Genomic DNA, 20,503 nt, shown 5'->3' on the forward strand with positions numbered 1-20,503 from the left:
AGATAATGGTGCTGAAATCACTGAATCTAAAGACTGGTCGAAACGTCGTTTTGCTTACGAAATCAAAGATTTCCACGAAGGAATCTACCATATCGTAAAACTTACTGCTAATGATGCAGCTGCAATTAACGAATTCGATCGTTTGTCTAAAATCAGTTCTGATATTCTGCGTCATATGACAATTAGAGAAGAAGACTAAGCAAAAATGTTTCACATGAAACATTTTATCGGAAGGAGTGGGCAATGTGATTAACAATGTTGTTTTAGTTGGAAGATTAACAAAAGATGCTGATTTAAGATACACTTCAAACGGCACAGCGGTAGCAACTTTTTCATTGGCTGTAAACAGACAGTTTACAAACCAAAAAGGTGAAAGAGATGCCGATTTTATCAACTGTGTGATCTGGAGAAAGAGTGCTGAATCATTTGCAAACTTCACCAGAAAAGGTGCATTAGTAGGTGTAGAAGGCCGTATCCAAACACGTTCTTATGATAATCAACAAGGGCAACGTGTATATGTTACAGAAGTAGTTGTTGAAACGTTCTCATTATTAGAATCAAAATCTAAAAATGACCAACGTAAAGATCAGAATGACTCTCAAGCTCAATCGGGATCATACGGTTCTCAACAAAAACCTTATAACAATAACACACAAAGTAATTCACAAGAAGCTCCCCGTAACCAACAATATCAAAATTTTGGAAACTCTGATCCTTTTGAAAAGAGCGGACAACCGATTGATATTTCAGATGACGATTTACCATTCTAAAAAGAATGGGACGTAAAGGAGGAATATGAAATGGCTCAACAACGTAGAGGCGGAAAAAAACGCCGTAAAGTTGATTTCTTTGCAGCAAACCACATCGAACACGTGGACTACAAAGATATTGACCTATTGAAACGTTTTATCTCTGAAAGAGGTAGAATTTTACCGCGCCGTGTTACTGGAACATACGCGAAAAACCAACGTAAATTAACTAAAGCAATTAAACGTGCTCGTATTATGGGATTATTACCTTTCGTAACTGACGAACAATAAAAAGATGAAGAGTTGAGGCAAATGTCTCGACTCTTTTTATTTTTTAAAATTCAATTGTTAGTTTGAGTTTGAAAATGCTTAATGGAATATGTTTCACGTGAAACTTTTTTATGATTTTGTTTCATGTGAAACAAGTTGTCTACTTAGAGAACAAGTGGTAAAATAGAGGTTGAACTTTAATTAGGAGAGAGATGGAAAAAGGGGCCTGTTATGAATAAGAAACTATCTCAAGAAAAACTTCCGGAATTCTTAAATGATAAAAAAATCCAGACTATTATAGCCATTATAATGGTGTTTCAGTTGGTTACAATTGTTTTAGGATTTATCGCTAACTTTGGAATCGGTTTAGCGTTATTAGTTATTTTTATAGGGGTAATATTCTTATTGTATGATTTGGCAAAGAAATTATCCGTTGAGAATAAAAAATACATTTCAGATTTAGCATTTCGAATTAAGCGCGGAGAGCAAGAAGCTCTGATAAAGATGCCCATTGGTATTCTTTTATTTAATGAAAATTTACAATTGCAATGGATTAACCCTTATCTTCAATCGCATTTAGGTTACCAAGAAGTGTTAGGTAAGCAGTTAGAAGACGTTGATAGCGAATTAGCAATACTTGTCAAAGAAAGCCAAGACTCTGGGTTGAAAAAGGCAAAATGGGGCGACAAAGTTTTTCAAATAATTGTTCAGAAAGATATTAGAGTTGTTTATCTTATGGATATTACAGAATACGCTATCATTCAATCTAAGTATGAGGAAGAACAAATAGTTATTGGAAATATATTTGTCGACAATCATGATGAGATTACTCAAGGAATGACCGATAGAAATATATCTAATTTAGATAATTTTATTACAACTCAATTATCTAATTGGGCTAAATTGCATCATGTGTACTTAAAGCGCATAACAGAAGATCGCTTTATCGTGATGATGCATAAAAGGTCTTTAGCTAAAATGGAAGAAGAAAAATTCAGTATTGTTGATCAAATTAGAGAGAGAACTTCAAAACAAAATTTCCCTCTAACATTGAGTATAGGTATTGCATATGGATCTGAAGATTTAAGTGAATTATCTATATTAGCCCAAAGTAATCTAGATTTAGCCCTAGGTAGAGGTGGAGACCAAGTTGTTGTAAAAGGTTATGATGCTGAGCCGCGTTATTATGGTGGGAAAACAAATCCTATGGAGAAAAGAACGCGCGTTCGTTCTCGGATGATCAGTCAAGCGCTTCAAGAATTAATGAAACAATCTGATCAAATTTTTATTATGGGACATAAGTATCCTGATTTAGATGCTATTGGTGCTTCATTAGGCATTAGAAGAATTGCTGAAATGAACAATAAAGAAGCCTGGGTTATTGTAAATCCAGACGAATTTAGCAAGGATATTTCTAAGTTAATGAAAGAAGTAGAAAAGGACAATGAAATTAGCCGATATATTATAACACCTGCTGTTGCTGAACAAATGATTACAAACAATAGTTTAGTTGTGTTAGTTGATTTCCACCGTCCCTCTATGGGTATAGCTCCAGATTTAATTTCTCGAACAAATAAGGTAGTTGTCATTGATCATCATCGTCGTGGAGAAGCATTTCCAGAAAATCCAGCTTTAGTTTACATCGAACCTTATGCTTCATCGTCAGCTGAACTGATTACAGAACTATTCGAGTACCAATCAGAAGAAGCAGATCCCATAAATAAGATCGAGGCTACTGCGTTATTAGGTGGAATTATTGTAGATACTAATAGTTTTTCTCTTAGAACGGGATCTCGTACTTTTGATGCTGCAAGTTACTTAAGGTCTTGTGGTGCAGATGCAGTTATGATCCAACGACTATTGAAAGAAGATAAAGAAACTTACCTGCTTCGTAGTCATTTAATTGAGACCATCGAATTTGTGACTAAAAATATAGCGGTTGCTGTTGGTGAAGAGAATACTATTTATGATACAGTGGTAGCAGCACAAACAGCTGATACGATGCTTTCTATGTCTAACGTAGATGCAGCTTTTGTCATTACTAAACGTACAGATAATAAAATTGGCATTAGTGCCCGCAGTTTAGGTGAAATAAATGTTCAAGTTATTATGGAACAGTTAGGTGGCGGCGGACATTTATCTAATGCAGCTACGCAATTAGAAAATATTACGATAAAAGAAGCAAAAGAACAATTGCGTGAGGTTATTTTAAACCAAACTAAGGAGGAATAAAATTATGAAAGTTATATTTTTAGCAGATGTAAAAGGTAAAGGAAAAAAAGGTGATGTCAAAAACGTAGCAGATGGATACGCACATAACTTTTTATTGAAAAACAACTTAGCTAAAGAAGCTACTTCAGCTAGTATTAGTGAATTGAATGGTAAAATAAAAGCGGATGAAAAAAAAGAAGAAGAGATTCTACAAGAAGCTAAAAAGGTAAAAGAATTTCTCGAAAAAGATGAAAATGCAATCGAGATCAAAACAAAAGCTGCTGAAGATGGTCGTTTGTTTGGTTCAGTTACAACAAAACAAATCGCTGCTGCAGCACAAAAGCAGTTAAACATAAAACTTGATAAACGTAAAATAGAATTACCCGTTCCAATCAGAAGTTTAGCTTCAATGAAAATCGACGTGAAAATTCATCCTGAAGTAGTTGCAACAATTACTGTCAGAGTTTTACCAGAAAATTAAATGAATGAAACAAAACATTTGGCTTAAAAACATTTTAAGAGCCAAATGTTTTTTGTTTAAAATAAAAAAGGGAACAAGAGTTCTTTTTGGTAGATTGTGTTTGGGGTTGTTTTAAGGTAAAATAATAGAATTGAATCCAACAAAAAAATCCAAACTAAAAAGAGTGTTGATAATGAAGGAGAGAGAATTTATTGGTACAAGAAGCTTTTCAAGATCGCTTACCGCCACAGAGTATAGAAGCTGAACAAGCTGTTTTAGGTTCAATATTTCTAGATCCTGAGACGGTTGTTGGCGCTTTAGAATTTATTGAGTCGAAGGATTTTTATCGTCGCGGACATCAATTGATATTTCAATCAATGTTAGAATTAAATAACCATAATGAAGCTATCGATATCGTTACAGTAACCAATGCACTAGAATCTAAAAATCAGCTAGAAGATATTGGCGGAATGGCTTACTTAGCAGAATTAGCTGTCGCTGTCCCAACAGCTGCTAATATGGAGTATTACGCAAAGATAATAGAACAAAAAGCTATTTTACGAAATCTGATCCATACAGCAACAGACATCGTTACTAAAGGATATGAAGAAGGAGACGAGCTAGCATCGATTTTAGACGAGGCAGAGCGTAGTATTCTAGAAGTATCTGAAAGACGCAACAGGAGCGGTTTTTTAGCTATTTCAGACGTGTTGAACAGCTCTATTGCACAAATAGATCAGCTGTATCAAAATAATGAAGAAATTACTGGTTTGCCTACAGGTTATCAGGCATTAGATAAAATGACAGCTGGACTACAAAAAGAAGAATTAATTATTTTAGCTGCGCGTCCCGCTGTAGGGAAAACGGCATTTGCTTTAAATATTGCTCAAAATATTGGAACAAAGACGGATGAAACAGTTGCTATTTTTAGTTTAGAAATGGGAGCAGAATCATTGGTCAATCGGATGCTTTGTGCAGAAGGAAGTATAGACGCTGGCCATTTGAGAACGGGGACATTATCAGAGGAAGAATGGCAAAGCCTGATTGTAGCTATGGGTAGTTTATCAAAAGCCAACATTTACATCGATGATACACCAGGAATTAGAATAGCTGAAATTCGTGCTAAATGTCGTCGATTAAAACAAGAAAAAGGCAATCTTGGCTTGGTATTGATTGATTACCTGCAATTAATTGAAGGTACTGGACGTGAAAGTAGACAACAAGAAGTCTCTGAGATTTCCCGTCAATTAAAAAAATTAGCAAAAGAATTAAAAGTTCCTGTTATAGCATTATCCCAATTATCACGTGGTGTGGAACAACGTCAAGATAAACGTCCAGTATTAAGTGATATTCGTGAATCTGGATCAATTGAACAAGATGCTGATATCGTAGCCTTCCTATATCGTGATGATTATTATGATCGCGAAGAGGGAGAAGATGACGATGATGATCATGGATCTGCCGGTGAAGACAATGTGATAGAAGTCATTATTGAAAAAAATAGAAGTGGTGCAAGGGGTACAGTTAAACTTTTATTTATAAAAGAATACAATAAGTTTTCTTCATTAAGCTATTATCCTGATGATATGGCTCAACGTTAAAAAAGACTCATGCGAGATATTGTTCGCATTTTGTCTTTTTTTTTTTAGAAATAAAAAAATAATGTTCGTTTATTTAGGTTTTTTTAGTTAAAATAAAATAAAATATTCGTTTTTTTGTTGAAACAATCATCATTTACTGCTAAAATTAATAAGTATTTGGGTAAAAAAAAATTAATGAGGTGTTTATATGTCTTCAGTAGTAGTCGTTGGTACACAATGGGGCGATGAAGGAAAAGGTAAAATTACGGACTTTCTAAGTGAAAATGCGGAAGTCATTGCACGTTATCAAGGTGGTGACAATGCCGGACATACTATTCAATTTGATGGCGAAACTTACAAATTGCATTTAATCCCATCAGGAATTTTCTCTAAAGATAAAATCAGTGTTATTGGAAATGGTGTTGTTGTAAATCCTAAAGCACTTATTAAAGAGTTAGCTTATTTACATGACAAAGGAATAACAACAGAGAATCTACGTATTTCTGATCGTGCTCATGTTATCTTGCCTTATCATATTCAATTAGATCAATTACAAGAAGATTCTAAAGGTGATCAAAAACTTGGAACAACGATCAAAGGTATTGGACCAGCATATATGGATAAAGCGGCTCGTATCGGTATCCGAATTGCTGATTTACTAGATAAAGAAATTTTTGAAGAACGTTTGCGTATTAATTTAGAAGAAAAAAATCGTAGTTTTGTAAAAATGTATGATTCTACTGCAATTGACTTTGAAGATGTTTTCGAAGAGTACTATCAATATGGACAAGAACTTAAACAGTATGTTTGTGATACATCAGTAGTATTAAATAATGCTTTAGATGATGGCAAACGTGTCTTATTTGAGGGAGCTCAAGGGGTTATGTTGGATATTGATCAAGGTACGTATCCTTTCGTTACTTCTTCTAATCCAGTAGCTGGTGGAGTTACTATCGGTAGTGGTGTTGGTCCTTCAAAAATTGATAAAGTAGTTGGCGTATGTAAAGCATACACTTCACGTGTTGGAGACGGTCCGTTCCCAACTGAATTATTTGACGAAGTAGGACAACGTATCCGTGATGTTGGTCGTGAATATGGTACAACTACTGGACGTCCACGTCGTATTGGTTGGTTTGATACTGTAGTGATGCGTCATTCAAAACGAGTATCTGGAATCACTAATCTTTCTTTAAACTCAATTGATGTTTTAAGTGGTTTAGAGACGGTTAAGATTTGTACAGCTTATGAACGCAATGGAGAAGAAATTTTACATTATCCAGCAAGTCTAAAAGAGTTAGCTGAATGTTCACCAATCTACGAAGAATTACCAGGTTGGAGTGAAGATATTACAGGATGTCGTACTTTAGCAGAGCTCCCTGAAAACGCAAGAAATTATGTACACCGCATTTCTGAATTAGTAGGTGTTCGTATTTCAACGTTCTCAGTTGGACCTGACCGCGACCAAACAAACATCTTAGAAAGTGTTTGGGCACAAGTATAATAAATTAACGATTAACCAAGCAAAAGATTTTTTGTTTGGTTAATTTTTTTAGTTAATAAAAGTTAGAAAAAGGATCTTTTTTGGCAATTTTTTTTACATAAAAACAATAAAATGTGTTAAACTATACTTTGTAAGCAAAAAGGTAAAAAAATGGGTTGTTAGCTCAGTTGGTAGAGCAGCTGACTCTTAATCAGCGGGTCGAGGGTTCGAGCCCCCCACAGCCCATTGGGTGCCAAACCCACGAGACGAATAAACGTTGGTGCGAAAGCATTTCGAAAACGTTTATTGCGTCTCTTTTTTATTTTCTATATATATCTGCGTCTAACTATTTGTAGAAAAATGAAAAGAGACTTATACTGAATAAGAATAAATAGTTAGGATTATATATAAGGAGTGAAGTAAGTGATTGAGTTTTTTAGTTCTTTAAGTCCTATAGTACAAACGATAGTTGCATCGCTCTTTACATGGGGAATGACAGCGTTAGGAGCTGCTTTAGTATTTTCTACTAAGAATGTGAATCAAAAGTTAATGGATGGCATGCTAGGTTTTGCTGGGGGAGTAATGATTGCAGCCAGTTTTTGGTCACTTTTATCACCTGCTATTTCCATGGCTGAAAGTGGTCCACTTCCGGCATGGGTGCCTGCAGCTATTGGTTTTATGTTAGGTGGTTTCTTTTTATGGGGTGCGGATAATTTATTGCCCCATTTAAATCCAAACATGCCTCCATCAGAAGCTGAAGGTGTTAATCCTCAAAAGAGAAAACGAAGTACCTTATTAGTTTTAGCCATTACAATGCACAATATACCAGAAGGACTGGCAGTAGGAGTTGCGTTTGGTTCAGTTGCAGCCGGTAATCCCGAAGCTTCTATCGCAGGTGCAGTTGCTTTAGCTATTGGTATGGGTATTCAAAATTTTCCAGAAGGTACAGCTGTTTCTATGCCATTAAGACGTGATGGTATGTCCAGAGCCAAAAGTTTTTACTATGGACAACTTTCCGGAGCTGTAGAACCACTGGCAGCTGTTCTAGGTGTATTAGCTGTTACAGTCATGGAACCTCTACTTCCATATGCATTAAGCTTCGCTGCTGGAGCTATGATTTTTGTTGTTGCAGAGGAAGTTATACCTGGTTCCCAAGAAAATGGCAATAAGGATTTAGCATCAATGTGGTTAATGATTGGTTTTACAATTATGATGATTTTAGATGTAGCTCTTGGGTAGAAAAAAGTAAATCTGTTTACTTAGTTGAATAATTAAAATAGGAAAGGGACCCAACAAATTAATGTTGAGTCCCTTTTTTATACGGTATTTAATTTCTATGAATAAATTAATGTCTATCTTTGTGGTTTGAAGTTAATAAAGGGAAGAACTTTAAGGAATACAATGCACATAAACCAACGATGATATAAACAATTTTAGATAACAACGATGTTTGTCCGCCAAAAATTGTAGCAACGAGATCAAATTCAAATAGTCCAACCAAGAGCCAGTTTAAACCGCCAACAATTAGTAGTGCTAACGCAATACTATCCAATGCTTTCATCTAGATAACCTCCTTTATTTGATAGAATAACTATACTTTGTTTAAAATTGGTTGTCGATTAATGTGACTTGCAAAAGAAATTCTTGTTATTATTCTTTTTGATGAAAAAATGATAAAATTGATAAAATCACTAAAGTGTAATTTTTAAGCAAGCAATAAATTAAATAATTGGCTAGATAATGGATTAGTTCTCGAAAGGATGAAGATCATGCATAAAAATGGACTGATGATGCAGTATTTCGAATGGTATGTAGAAAATGATGGAAAGCATTGGAAACGGTTAAAAGAAGATGCAAAACATTTAAGTGAAATCGGGGTAACAAGTGTATGGATTCCACCCTGTTTTAAAGGTACTGGGGAAAAAGATAATGGATATGGCATTTATGACTTATACGATTTAGGAGAATTTGATCAAAAAGGAACTGTGCGTACTAAATATGGTACAAAAGAGGAACTAATAGCAGCAATTGAGGAGCTGCATAAATACGAGATCCAAGTTTATGCAGATGTTGTTTTAAATCATAAAGCAGGTGCAGATGGAGTTGAGCGATTTAAAGCGATTGAAGTGGATCCGGATGATCGCAATCAAACAATCAGTGAACCCTATGAAATTGAAGGATGGACAGAGTTTACTTTTCCAGGTAGAAAAGGAAAATACTCTGATTTCCAATGGCATTGGTACCATTTTTCAGGAACGGATTACAATCAAGAAAACGAGAAAAAAGCTATTTATCGCATTGAAGGACAAAATAAAGGCTGGGCAGATGATAAAACAGTAGATGATGAATATGGCAATTACGATTACCTAATGTACGCTGATATTGATTACAGTCATCCAGAAGTTATTGAAGAAACAAAAAAATGGGCTAACTGGTTTATTGAAGAAACGGGAGTAGATGGATTTAGGTTAGATGCAGTCAAACACATCAACGAAAATTTCATTTATGAATTACGTGAAAGTATTGAATCTAATTTTGGCAAACAATTCTTTATTGTTGGAGAATATTGGGATCAAAATTACTCTAGTTTAAATAATTACTTAGATAGTCAAGATTACAAGTTGGATTTATTTGATGTGGGTTTACATCATCAATTGGAACAAGCTTCAAAAATAGGTAATGAATTTGATTTGACACATTTACTTGACCAAACATTAATCAAAAACAATCCTACACAAGCTGTAACATTTGTAGACAATCATGATTCACAGCCAAGCCAATCTCTTGAATCATTTGTTGAACCTTGGTTTAAGCCTGCAGCTTATGGAGTTATCTTACTAAGACAAGAAGGCTATCCAGTGCTCTTTTACGGTGATTATTATGGTATTAAAGGGGATAACCCAATTGAACCTCAACGTGAAATAATCGATAAATTATTGTACCTTAAAAAGAATTATGCTTATGGAAATCAAACAGATTATTTTGATCACAGAAATTGTATTGGTTGGACTCGATCAGGAAATGAAGAGTATCCAAAGGGCTGTGCCGTAGTCATTTCAAATAGTGAAGAAGGATATAAAGATATGCTTGTAGGAAAAGAAAAAAAGGGATTTGTTTATGAAGATTATTTAGGCAATTGTGCGGAGACAGTAATTATTGATGAGGAAGGAAATGGTCATTTTCTTGTAGAAGCTGGATCCATATCTGTATGGGTTAATAAAGAAGAATAATTAAACTAAAAGAAAAAGATCAAGTTGTTGCTAACTAATGAATAGACTGAAAAAGTCTATTCATTAGTTAATTTTTTGTACTCTTAATGTCTATTTACTTAAGAGAATTGATTAAATAGTTTGTCTATAGTAAGCTTATAAGTAATTAAATGTTTTGCAGGGGGACACATGTGTGTTGAGAAGGTTAAAACCTGACCCTTTGAACCTGTTAGTTAACACTGACGTAGGGAGCACTATGTACATATGTATTAGATTATACGTACTGAGCTCTCCATTTTTATGGGGAGTTTTTCTTTTGTAAAACTTTTAATTGCGGGGGGACACACTTGTGTTGAGAAGGTTAAAACCTGACCCTTTGAACCTGTTAGTTAATACTGACGTAGGGAGCGATTAGTGTTTTTCTTATACACTTTTTTAGCCTCTACAACTGTTGTAGAGGCTTTTTTTTGCTTGCGTCCAAAATAAAGGAGGACTGAAAATTAGTTTTTTTTGATGAATAGTGAAAGAAATGGCAGACAAAAAAAGTAGAGGAAAGAGGAATGAAACATGTTAGTACAAATTAAAAAAAAAGCTCCTTTAGTGCATTGCATGACAAATTATGTGGTTGCTAATTTTACAGCGAATGGGTTGCTTGCAGTCGGTGCTTCACCTATTATGGCTGATGAAATGAACGAGGTCTCTGAAATAGTGTCGATTGCCCAAGCATTGCTTATTAATATTGGCACTGTGAATGATCGTACAGCAGAATCTATGATGTTAGCTGGGAAAAAAGCCAATGAATTATCCATTCCTATAGTGTTGGATCCTGTAGGCGTTGGTTCTACAAGTTATCGGAGACAATTGGTTCAACTATTTTTAAAAAATATTCAGTTTGATTTAATTCGATGCAATGTAGGAGAATTAGCAGCAATTGCAGGTGAGGTTTGGCAATCAAAAGGTGTAGATAGCGGCACAGGTGAAATAGATATTGCTCTAGTAGCAAAGCGAATGTCTTTGCAGTATAAGTGCTTTGTTATTGTAACAGGTGAATCAGATTTTATAACAGATGGGCATGAGGGAATTCATATTTCAGGAGGCAAGGAAATAGCGACACACATTACAGGTACTGGGTGTTTATTAAGTGCTATCTGTGCAGCGTCTCTTGCTATTGGAGATACAAATCAACTGCAAGATTTAGCAACAACGCTAAAAGACTACAAACAAGCTGCTGAGCATAGTACAAATGAGGTAGGAACGTTTGCTTTACAATTTATGAATGCCTTGCAAGAGTTAGCGGAGATGGAGAAATGATTGCATTAACAATTGCCGGATCAGATTCAGGTGGTGGTGCTGGAATTCAAGCAGATGTAAAAACATTTCAAGAACTTGGTGTATTTGGGACAACAGCTATTACAGCATTAACTGACCAAAATACACTAGGAGTCCACGGCATTTTTGAAGTATCACCAAGATTTGTACAACAACAAGTACAAACTGTGCTGGATGATTTTTCTATAAAAGCAATTAAAACCGGCATGTTATTCTCAACTGAAATTATTGAAGTTGTAGCTAAAATCATACAACAACAAAATATTCCGTTGATTGTTGATCCTGTGATGGTCGCAAAGGGCGGAGCAAATCTTTTACAGGATGCAGCAGTAACAACATTAATAGAAAAACTTTTTCCTTATACAACAATCTGCACACCAAATATTCCTGAGGCAGAACTGTTAACAGGTAGACGAATTAAAGAGGTTAAAGATATTGAAGAAGCTGCACAGCAAATCCTTCAAATGGGGGTTGAATGCGTGATTATAAAAGGAGGTCATTTAGATGGAGAACAGGCAACGGATAGAGTATACACTCGTCAGCATTCTTTTTCGATAAGCACCCCTCGTATACAAACAAAAGATACACATGGGACAGGTTGTACGTTTTCTGCAGCTCTTACAGCAAATATTGCAAAAGGACTATCGATAAAGGAATCTATAATTGAAGCAAAAAAATTCATCCATCTAGCTATTTCCACTCCTCTTCATATTGGAAATGGACATGGACCAACAAATCATTTTGCTTATAATGGTCAGCAAGGAATCTGTGAGGTAGTAGTAAGTGGATTGTAATATATTGAGCGTCTATTTTATAATGGGAACAAGGAACTGCACAAAAGACCCTTTGAAAACACTTGAAGAAGCATTAAAAGCAGGTATTACATGTTTCCAATTACGTGAAAAAGGTGAAGGGGCATTAACAGGTATCATCTATGAAGAGTTTGCTCGTGCTTGCCAAAAAATGTGTCAAGCATATCAAGTGCCTTTTATCGTCAACGATGATGTTGAACTAGCGCTTAAACTAGATGCTGATGGTATCCATATTGGACAAGAAGATTTAGCTCTTTCTAGATTTCGTAAACAAGCGAAAGGAAAAATAGTAGGCGTTTCTGTACACAATTCTAAAGAAATGGAACAAGCAATACTTAATGGAGCAGATTATGTGGGAATTGGTCCAATATACAAAACATGCTCTAAAAAAGACGCGAAGCCTCCTGCTGGATTGCATTTTTTAAGTGTTATGCGAAAACAGTTTAATAACTTTCCTATTGTTGGTATAGGAGGAATCACAGAAGAAAATGCTAGTGACGTTCTTTCTTCAGGAGCAGACGGGGTATCGGTTATTTCAGTTATCTGTCGCAGTAAAGATATTAGGCAAACGGTTAAAAACCTCCTTCTAACGAAAAGAATAAATTAATTGTTTTAAAGGATCCATATACCGTTTCTTTATTATTTGAATAGTCATAAATAAACAACACTCCCGCTAATGATTTGCTCATTAGCGGGAGTGTTGTTTTTATCTTAAGTTCGTTTTAGGTCTATAATTGTCCACGTCTTTCTTCAACAGATAAGTCAGGAGCATTAGATAAGTCTTCAACTACAGCTGTTGGTGGAACTTCCACAGCACCTGTAAAATCTGAATTATCAAGTGGTTCAGAGTGTAAATTTAAGTCTGTTTCAATATCTTCAATGGTAGCAGCTAATTCAGGATCAGTATAACTGATTTCCTCTTCAACTTCTTTGTAACTTTGTTTTACTTCATCAGCAAAACTATTTACTTGATCCATTGCTTGATCTTTTAAATCGTTTGCTTGCGTTTTAATATCTTGTCGTAATTCTTTTCCTGATTTAGGAGCGAGTAATAAGGCAGTAACTGCAGCAGCAGCTCCTACAAATAAAGTTCTAGTAAAACTATTAGCCATAACAAAGTTCCCCTTTTCTAAATTGATTTGGTTTAGTTAAATGAAAAACGTTTTTTTGTTCTATTTTTTCTACTCTGGTACATCTTTAAAGCTGTTTTTCCTACTTTTGTTATTCGAGGAGGAGTAACTGTTACTTTTCTCCTTGAACTAGAAAGGAAATAGGAAGCGACTTTAGTGCTATTTTGTTTTAAATCGTTGATAGAATCTCCAAAATCAGCTGTTGTCTGAGTAAAATCAGAAATATAAGCTTGTTTAACAGCTACATCTTTTGTCATACTATCTACTCGAGTGGTCATATGGTCTATTTTACTTGTTATAGCATCTGTTTCTTTTGTAAAATGAGTTATTTGATCTTGAACAGTAGTCTGAGTTGAATTAATTTCTTTCATCAAACTCCCTACCTTTTTACCAATGAGTATTCCGACAATAACTAAAGCAACCAAGGCTAAAACCACGATACCAATAGCTATGATAAATTCGATTGACATTTAGCTTTTACGCTCCTTTCATTAAAGATAGAGTTTAAAATTGGTTTAACTTAATAAGAAATAGGTAAAATTAGCCACTCATTTTATCAATGAGTAATCAGTTTACCTTTATTTTCTATAAGAATACCATTAAAAATGGGAATAGCCAAATAAAATGAAATCGTATTATTGTAAAATGTGACTAATGTATAAAAGAGAAGACAAACTTAAAATTCTTAATTTCTCTAAAATTAAATAACGAATGAATTTGGATAGATTTTTTTTAAAGATGGTCAAAGCATTTAGAATCCGGTACAATTAGAGATAAAATAAATAATGAGGAAAGATCAAGAGATGAATAAAAAAGAGTTAGGTATTGGAGGATTTATTGGAATGGACGTATCTTCAAAACAAGAAGCACAAAACGAATTGCTAGGGAAGAAAAAATCATCATTGGTAGCTGTAACAGATGGTAGTATGATACCGATAGAAGAAGTGCCGGATCTTGTGTTTTCTGAGAAAATGATGGGAGAAGGTTTTGCTATGATTCCTACTTCTAATGTAGTTTGTGCACCTATTGGCGGAAGATTATTCCAAGTAGCAGATGCATCTCATGCATTTGAAATCCGCACAGATGACGATTTAGAAGTTCTCGTACATGTTGGTTTAGATACAGTAACCTTAAATGGAGAAGGTTTTGAAACGCATTTAAAAAAAGGTATGACCGTTAAACAAGGAGACCCGCTGGTAAAGTTTGATAAGGAATACCTACTTAGCCGCGGTTGCCGATTGTTTATACCAGTCATTGTGATAAATGGAGAAAATGAAAATTACCATTACGTATTCAAACCAAATAATGAAGTCGAAGCTCAAGCTGGAAAAACAATTGCATTAACTATCGAGGGTTATTAAAAAATTAGCCAATCAATGATATAAAATCAAGAGCATGTATACAGCTCTTGATTTTGTTTTTGCACTCTTACCGTATGTTCGGTATAATGAAACGTAGAATAGTTTGTCATTCTTATAGCAAATTAATTAAAAAGTAATAAACCATTAATATAAAAAACAATCATAAAAAAAGCAGAAATTCCAAGGAGGTTTCATTTTGAAAAAAATATTAGTAGTTGATGATGAGAAACCAATTTCAGATATCGTTAAATTTAATTTAACAAAAGAAGGATATGAAGTATTTACTGCATATGATGGAGAAGAAGCTTTAGAAAAAGTAGAAGAAGTATTGCCAGATCTTATCATTTTAGACTTAATGCTTCCTAAAAAAGATGGGCTAGAAGTTTGTCGCGAAGTACGTAAAAGTCATGATATGCCTATTATTATGGTTACAGCAAAAGACTCGGAAATCGATAAAGTACTTGGATTAGAACTTGGTGCGGATGATTATGTCACAAAACCTTTTTCTAATAGAGAATTGACAGCTCGTGTAAAAGCAAATTTAAGAAGACATGATAATGCTAAGACACCTGTTGTTGAAGAAATTGAAACAAATGATATTGAAGTAGGTGCTCTAACGATTCATCCAGATGCTTACATTGTTTCTAAAAGAGGAGCTACAATTGAATTAACGCACCGTGAATTTGAGTTGCTGCATTATTTAGCCAAACATTTAGGTCAAGTAATGACCAGAGAGCATTTGTTACAAACGGTTTGGGGCTACGATTATTTTGGTGATGTAAGAACGGTCGATGTAACGGTTAGAAGATTAAGAGAAAAAATAGAAGACAACCCTAGTCACCCAACTTGGCTTGTAACAAGACGTGGAGTTGGCTATTATTTAAGAAATCCTGAACAGGAGTAATGTTTCATGAAGAAAAAAATCACTTTTTTTCAATCTATTGATTTCAAAATAATTTTCGTGTTCATTATTCTATTACTGGTGGCATTAGAATTAATTGGAACGTATTTTGTTAGACAATTAGAAACACAGCTAGTCACTAATTTTCAAGAAGAAAAAAGACTTCAAGTAGGTTTTTTAGATAACACTATTCAGCCTATTTTATTTGATGATGAAACAGCAGAAGATAGTACCGAGATTGAACGGTTGATTGAAGACTTCTCAGGAAATGGGATTTTAGAAGTTCAGATTATTGATGCCCAACACTATTTATTAGGAACTAGTGACAGTACGCAGCAAAATAGTGTTGGTAGTAAAACAAATGATAAGGATGTTCAACAAGCATTATTGTTGGGAAATACAGTCACCAGCCAATACAGAGATCAAACGACCAACGACCGAATCTGGAAGTTGGTTTCTCCAATTATTGCAAGTGATGGCTCAAATGAAATATTGGGTGTAATAGCGTTAACGACAAATATCGAAAGTGTCTACGAACAAATCAGCGAAATAACGCTCATTTTTCTTAATTCTTCTTTGATAGCAGTCGCATTAACTGTTATTTTGGCACTATTTATTTCCCGGGCAATAACAAAACCGATCACTGAAATGACACAGCAAACGATTCAAATGGCGGATGGAGATTATTCCGGACAAGTTAAAGTCTATAGTAAAGATGAATTAGGTATTTTATCTATGGCAATCAATGATTTGTCAACTAAGGTTGAAGAAGCTCAAGAAACGACAGAATCTGAACGAAGACGTTTAAATAGTGTGTTGACCCACATGACAGATGGAGTTATTGCAACAGACCGAAGAGGAGTCATTGTTATTATCAATGACAAAGCTATGGAAATGTTGAATATTTCCCAGGAAATGGCGCTAGGTGTTTCAATTTTAAAAGTATTAAAAATAGATAAAGAATACACGTTGCGCAAATTATTGGAAAATGAAGATGATATGCATTTTGATTTTTCAAATGATGAGATACCAGTAACTTTGAGGGGTGAGTTTACTCTTATTCAAAGAGAAACTGGATTTATCAGTGGAATTGTTTGTGTGTTGCATGATGTAACGAAGCAAGAAAAAATAGAAAATGAGCGAAAAGAGTTTGTTTCAAATGTTTCCCATGAACTCAGAACGCCTTTAACAAGTATGAGAAGTTATTTAGAGGCGTTACTTGATGGTGCATGGAAAGATCCGGAAATCGCTCCGCAATTTTTACAAGTAACACAAGAAGAAACAGATCGTATGATCCGGATGATCAAAGATCTGTTGGATTTATCTCGCATGGATTCTGGTAAAGGTATGTTAGATTTAGAATACTTGAATGTAAATGAGTTGTTTGATCATGTCATCAAACGTTTTGAAATGATGATACAGTCTTCTGACAAATCAACAAAAGATTTTTTAATCAAACGAAACTTTACGGATAGACAATTATGGGTTGAAGTGGACGCTGATAAAATGATTCAAGTTTTAGATAATATCATGAATAATGCTATTAAGTATTCTCCAGATGGAGGAACGATTACTTGTGGACTTTTTGAAACAAATGATAGCGTCGTTTTAAGTATTAGTGATGAAGGTCTTGGTATTCCGAAACGAGATTTAGCAAATGTATTTGATCGTTTCTTTAGAGTCGACAAAGCTAGAGCACGCTCAATGGGTGGAACTGGATTAGGTTTAGCCATTTCTAAGGAAGTAATTCATCAACATAAAGGTAAAATATGGGCAGAAAGTACGGAGGGGAAAGGAACGACTTTTTATATTTCACTACCTTATCTTCCGTATGAGGAGGATGATTGGGAATGAAAAAAGATTTAATCATAAAAGTAGTTCTAGTAGTTCTTATCATACTGAGTCTCTTCCTAACCTTTATGATTTGGACTATGCCTAGCCAATTTAGTGAAGAAACAAATGCGAGTCAAGGAACAACCTCTTCTGTGTCTATCGCACGCGATATGTCCCAAGTATTTGGTCCAACTCAAATTGTCCTTCATAAAAATGGGGAAATAAATGTATTTACTCAAACAGAAATTGTAACTGATATAACTAGAGAATTTACTAAATGGAAAGTAGATGCGATTGAAGAGCCGATTGAATTAACGAATGAAGAATACGAAGAAAAATTAAGTCAGACCAATGCATTAGAAATGGTTTTTGTTGAAAATATTTCATTTGGTGTTTTCCCAGATTTATTTAATGATCTTGCAGGCGAGTATCAAGATCGGTCATTTAATCGTATATATTTTTCAAAAGATAATCCAAATCAGATTTATTTTTATAATACGCATTCGAAGTTGTTTTACAGTGAAGCAATAGAAGGAATAGATCAAAGTAAAATAGATAAACTGATAGAAGAAGAAAAGGCTAAATCTTACTTGGCAAATGCTGTTCTAGATGAAGGCAATCAAGTTTATACTTCAATAGAGGAAATAGAATTGCCTTATTTAAGTTATTTAGTTGAAAGGCAAACGAATCAATTATTTATTGAACGGTTGTTTGATGATACTTCAGAAGTAAGAGAAAATAGTGCTAACGATGAAAATATTGTTAGCTACAATGACTATGTGAGTGAACTGCAAATAAACGAAAATACCGATATTTTAACGTATTATCGCAATCGAAATGCTGAAAATAAGTTATCCATTACAGAAACACTTAGAGTAAGTTACAACGAATTGATCCAGTATGAAAACTGGGCTTCGGATGTTCATTATTTTGACTATAATGATTCTACGAGAGAAGTCACTTATCGTCGCTATATTGCAGGATTTCCAGTGTTTAGTGAATTTTCTGACTATGGAACGACTCATATAACCGTTTTTGAAGATGGATTGTCACGGTTACAAGTTCCTTTAGTTATTGCTCAAACACCTATTTCCGATGTTGAAGAACAAAAAACACTTCAAAGCGGTGTGAGTGTCTTGGAATCTCTATCGGCAAGTGGCTATACTAGTGAAGAAATCGATGATATAAAAATCGGTTATACTTGGATAAATAGTACGGAATCTGATCGTGTGATCAACTTAGAGCCTGATTGGTATGTTAAGATCAATGGCAAATGGCAACTTGCCCAAAGCCTACTTCTCAATGAAGGAGGTCAATAAAATGGATTTCAAACGAATTCAAATTATTTTTATTATTACATTTCTCTTTCTAAATACTTTTTTGATATTCACGTATTTAGATAAAAATAAAAATTATTATACTAGTAGTTCAAATCAATTAATTGATTTTATGGAAGAGATGGAAAATGAAAATATTAAATTGCCAAAATTTTCAGAAACTGAGAATAAAGTACCTTATGTTCAAGCAGAAGCCAATAGTTTATTAGAAGATAATATAGATAAATTAAAAAATCGTTCTGGAACTATTGAAAAAGACGGCTCACTTTACATGAGCTTACTTTCTAATCCACTTGCTTTATCAGAAGAGAAAGAATTGACAAAGGAAGACATTGAGTTGCTCGATGAATTTGTGTTAAGTGATCAAGTTCTTTTTGGTAAACAGTATCGTTATTTTAGCTATAGCCCAACAGAGCAAAAAATAGTGTACGCTCAAATAGCGAACAATATTCCAATTGCAGATGGAACATCAGAAATTGTATTTCATTTGAATAATAAGAAACAAGTCATCTCTTATGATCAAACGTATGTAGGTCCAGTTACTGTTCAAGGAGAAAGTCGAAAGCTGATTACAGATAAAAATGCTGTTGAAATTTTATACCAAAATGACGAAATACAAGCAAATGCTACCGTAAGAAAACCAAAATTAACGTATTCAAAAACACTTTCGCTACAGAAATTAAGCATGTATGCACCAATGTGGTACATTGAAATTGTTAACAGTGGAAATACCGAGATCGAACGAGTAGATGCACTGAGCGGTAGTATTATACGAACGCCGACGAGCGAAACACCAGCTGATGAAGAATCTGCAGCAGAATAGCTTTAGAAACTGAAATGAAAGATTTAAAAATAACGATTTTCTAGATTAAAGATAGACCCAAAGCAAGAGGCGAACAAGAATTGTCTTGTCACTCTCCCTTTCTTTGGGTCTTTTTTTACGTTGCGAAAACTTGAATTTATATAAGTTTGATGTAGAATGATAAAGGTAATAGAGGAGGATTTTTTAGATGGTATCCAAAGAAAGTAATGGTTTAAAGGTTAGTATTCTTGCCAGCGGAAGTTCTGGAAATGTGACATATATAGAATCTGAAAAAAAGAAGATTTTAGTTGATAGTGGATTAAGTGGAAAAAAAATAACTGAATTGTTAAAAAAAATTGACCGAAATGTAGCAGATTTGGATGGGATATTAGTCACACACGAACACCGCGATCATGTACACGGAGTGGGTGTTTTAGCTAGAAAATATCATTTAGATGTTTACGCTAATGAACAAACGTGGGAAGCCATGACACCCATAATTGGTACGATTAAAACGGAACAGAAATACTTATTTGAAATGGGAAAAACAATGACCATTGGCGATATAGACGTAGAAAGTTTTGGAGTTTCACATGATGCGATTGCACCTCAGTTTTATAGTTTTCATAAAGACAATAAATGTTTTGTAATGCTGACGGATACGGGTTATGTTAGTGATCGTATGAGAGGTATTGTTTCGAACGCAGATGCGTATTTATTTGAGAGCAATCATGATCTTGAAATGCTGCGAATGGGAAATTACCCGTGGCATCTAAAACAACGTATTTTGGGAGACAAAGGGCATCTTTCAAATGAAGATGGTGCATTAGCTTTAGCTGAAATAATAGGAGACGCTACGAAAAGAGTGTATTTAGGTCATCTAAGTAAAGATAATAATTTAAAAGAGTTGGCTCATTTAACTGCTGTAAACATTTTAAAAGAAAAAGAAACAGGTGTTGAGGACAAATTTTTAGTATTTGATACAGATCCAGTTGTACCTACTTCTTTATTTGTTGTTTAAAGTTTGAAAAGTAAGCCT

The 20,503-nt window shown here is 34.4% G+C and carries 21 protein-coding genes, 1 tRNA gene and 2 riboswitches; of the genes, 19 read left to right on the top strand and 3 right to left on the bottom strand.

What is annotated here, in order from left to right; translation table 11 throughout:
- From rpsF to ABS911_RS04960, 9 genes are all read left to right on the top strand, one after another.
- Positions 1–199: 30S ribosomal protein S6 (rpsF, locus tag ABS911_RS04920; RefSeq protein ID WP_350466589.1), on the top strand; the 199-nt coding region annotated here is incomplete at its 5' end.
- 46 nt (positions 200–245) lie between these two features.
- The gene (gene ssb / locus ABS911_RS04925; protein ID WP_041556011.1) at positions 246–770 is read left to right on the top strand and encodes a single-stranded DNA-binding protein; all 525 of its coding nucleotides are present in this window, start codon (positions 246–248) and stop codon (positions 768–770) included.
- 30 nt (positions 771–800) lie between these two features.
- Positions 801–1,040, top strand: a complete 240-nt coding sequence (gene rpsR, locus ABS911_RS04930; protein ID WP_013709704.1) for a 30S ribosomal protein S18 — start codon at positions 801–803, stop codon at positions 1,038–1,040.
- A 210-nt stretch (positions 1,041–1,250) separates the two neighbouring features.
- Positions 1,251–3,251, top strand: coding sequence for a DHH family phosphoesterase (locus ABS911_RS04935; RefSeq protein ID WP_350466590.1), 2,001 nt, complete (start codon positions 1,251–1,253; stop codon positions 3,249–3,251).
- A 4-nt stretch (positions 3,252–3,255) separates the two neighbouring features.
- Positions 3,256–3,711 carry a 50S ribosomal protein L9 gene (gene rplI / locus ABS911_RS04940; protein WP_023176499.1) on the top strand — a complete coding sequence of 152 codons (456 nt, stop codon included), beginning with the start codon at positions 3,256–3,258 and terminating at the stop codon, positions 3,709–3,711.
- Between the two features lie 191 nt (positions 3,712–3,902).
- Positions 3,903–5,291, top strand: coding sequence for a replicative DNA helicase (dnaB, locus tag ABS911_RS04945; protein WP_350466591.1), 1,389 nt, complete (start codon positions 3,903–3,905; stop codon positions 5,289–5,291).
- Positions 5,292–5,478: 187 nt separating this feature from the next.
- Positions 5,479–6,771 (top strand): adenylosuccinate synthase, encoded by a 1,293-nt coding sequence (locus ABS911_RS04950; protein WP_350466592.1) that lies wholly within the window; start codon positions 5,479–5,481, stop codon positions 6,769–6,771.
- Positions 6,772–6,923: 152 nt separating this feature from the next.
- Positions 6,924–6,996: transfer RNA gene (locus ABS911_RS04955), tRNA-Lys, on the top strand.
- 180 nt (positions 6,997–7,176) lie between these two features.
- The gene (locus tag ABS911_RS04960) at positions 7,177–7,989 is read left to right on the top strand and encodes a ZIP family metal transporter (protein WP_502880500.1); all 813 of its coding nucleotides are present in this window, start codon (positions 7,177–7,179) and stop codon (positions 7,987–7,989) included.
- Positions 7,990–8,095: 106 nt separating this feature from the next.
- Here the strand turns inward: ABS911_RS04960 and ABS911_RS04965 are convergent, their stop codons facing one another.
- On the bottom strand, positions 8,096–8,311 hold the full coding sequence (locus ABS911_RS04965; protein WP_013709710.1) for a DUF378 domain-containing protein: 216 nt from the start codon (positions 8,309–8,311) through the stop codon (positions 8,096–8,098).
- A 208-nt stretch (positions 8,312–8,519) separates the two neighbouring features.
- On the opposite strand from ABS911_RS04965, the gene ABS911_RS04970 reads away from it, so the two are divergent.
- The 4 genes from ABS911_RS04970 (at position 8,520) to thiE (ending at position 12,707) form a co-directional block, all read left to right on the top strand.
- Positions 8,520–9,980 (top strand): alpha-amylase, encoded by a 1,461-nt coding sequence (locus ABS911_RS04970; RefSeq protein WP_350466593.1) that lies wholly within the window; start codon positions 8,520–8,522, stop codon positions 9,978–9,980.
- A 148-nt stretch (positions 9,981–10,128) separates the two neighbouring features.
- Positions 10,129–10,227: riboswitch (TPP riboswitch) on the top strand.
- Between the two features lie 57 nt (positions 10,228–10,284).
- A riboswitch (TPP riboswitch) is annotated at positions 10,285–10,383 on the top strand.
- 143 nt (positions 10,384–10,526) lie between these two features.
- On the top strand, positions 10,527–11,270 hold the full coding sequence (gene thiM, locus ABS911_RS04975; RefSeq protein WP_350466594.1) for a hydroxyethylthiazole kinase: 744 nt from the start codon (positions 10,527–10,529) through the stop codon (positions 11,268–11,270).
- A complete protein-coding gene (thiD, locus tag ABS911_RS04980) occupies positions 11,267–12,082 on the top strand; it encodes a bifunctional hydroxymethylpyrimidine kinase/phosphomethylpyrimidine kinase (protein WP_350466595.1) in 816 nt (271 codons plus the stop codon). The genes thiM and thiD overlap by 4 nt, the downstream gene beginning before the upstream one ends.
- Positions 12,083–12,086: 4 nt before the next feature.
- Entirely contained in the window at positions 12,087–12,707 is a 621-nt protein-coding gene (thiE, locus tag ABS911_RS04985) for a thiamine phosphate synthase (RefSeq protein WP_350466596.1), read from the top strand.
- Positions 12,708–12,828: 121 nt separating this feature from the next.
- Here thiE and ABS911_RS04990 read toward each other — a convergent pair whose 3' ends face one another.
- Positions 12,829–13,212 (bottom strand): YtxH domain-containing protein, encoded by a 384-nt coding sequence (locus tag ABS911_RS04990; RefSeq protein ID WP_350466597.1) that lies wholly within the window; start codon positions 13,210–13,212, stop codon positions 12,829–12,831.
- 32 nt (positions 13,213–13,244) lie between these two features.
- Positions 13,245–13,700 (bottom strand): DUF948 domain-containing protein, encoded by a 456-nt coding sequence (locus ABS911_RS04995; RefSeq protein WP_035021013.1) that lies wholly within the window; start codon positions 13,698–13,700, stop codon positions 13,245–13,247.
- 315 nt (positions 13,701–14,015) lie between these two features.
- On the opposite strand from ABS911_RS04995, the gene ABS911_RS05000 reads away from it, so the two are divergent.
- From ABS911_RS05000 to ABS911_RS05025, 6 genes are all read left to right on the top strand, one after another.
- On the top strand, positions 14,016–14,591 hold the full coding sequence (locus tag ABS911_RS05000; protein WP_350466598.1) for a PTS sugar transporter subunit IIA: 576 nt from the start codon (positions 14,016–14,018) through the stop codon (positions 14,589–14,591).
- A 196-nt stretch (positions 14,592–14,787) separates the two neighbouring features.
- Positions 14,788–15,495 (top strand): response regulator YycF, encoded by a 708-nt coding sequence (gene yycF, locus ABS911_RS05005; RefSeq protein ID WP_350466599.1) that lies wholly within the window; start codon positions 14,788–14,790, stop codon positions 15,493–15,495.
- Between the two features lie 6 nt (positions 15,496–15,501).
- A complete protein-coding gene (walK, locus tag ABS911_RS05010; protein ID WP_350466600.1) occupies positions 15,502–17,346 on the top strand; it encodes a cell wall metabolism sensor histidine kinase WalK in 1,845 nt (614 codons plus the stop codon).
- Positions 17,343–18,644 (top strand): YycH family regulatory protein, encoded by a 1,302-nt coding sequence (locus ABS911_RS05015; RefSeq protein WP_350466601.1) that lies wholly within the window; start codon positions 17,343–17,345, stop codon positions 18,642–18,644. The genes walK and ABS911_RS05015 overlap by 4 nt, the downstream gene beginning before the upstream one ends.
- Position 18,645: 1 nt before the next feature.
- A complete protein-coding gene (locus tag ABS911_RS05020) occupies positions 18,646–19,485 on the top strand; it encodes a two-component system regulatory protein YycI (RefSeq protein WP_350466602.1) in 840 nt (279 codons plus the stop codon).
- A gap of 187 nt (positions 19,486–19,672) precedes the next feature.
- A complete protein-coding gene (locus tag ABS911_RS05025; RefSeq protein WP_350466603.1) occupies positions 19,673–20,485 on the top strand; it encodes an MBL fold metallo-hydrolase in 813 nt (270 codons plus the stop codon).
- Positions 20,486–20,503 lie beyond the last annotated feature (18 nt).

Source organism: Carnobacterium sp. (assembly GCF_040274425.1).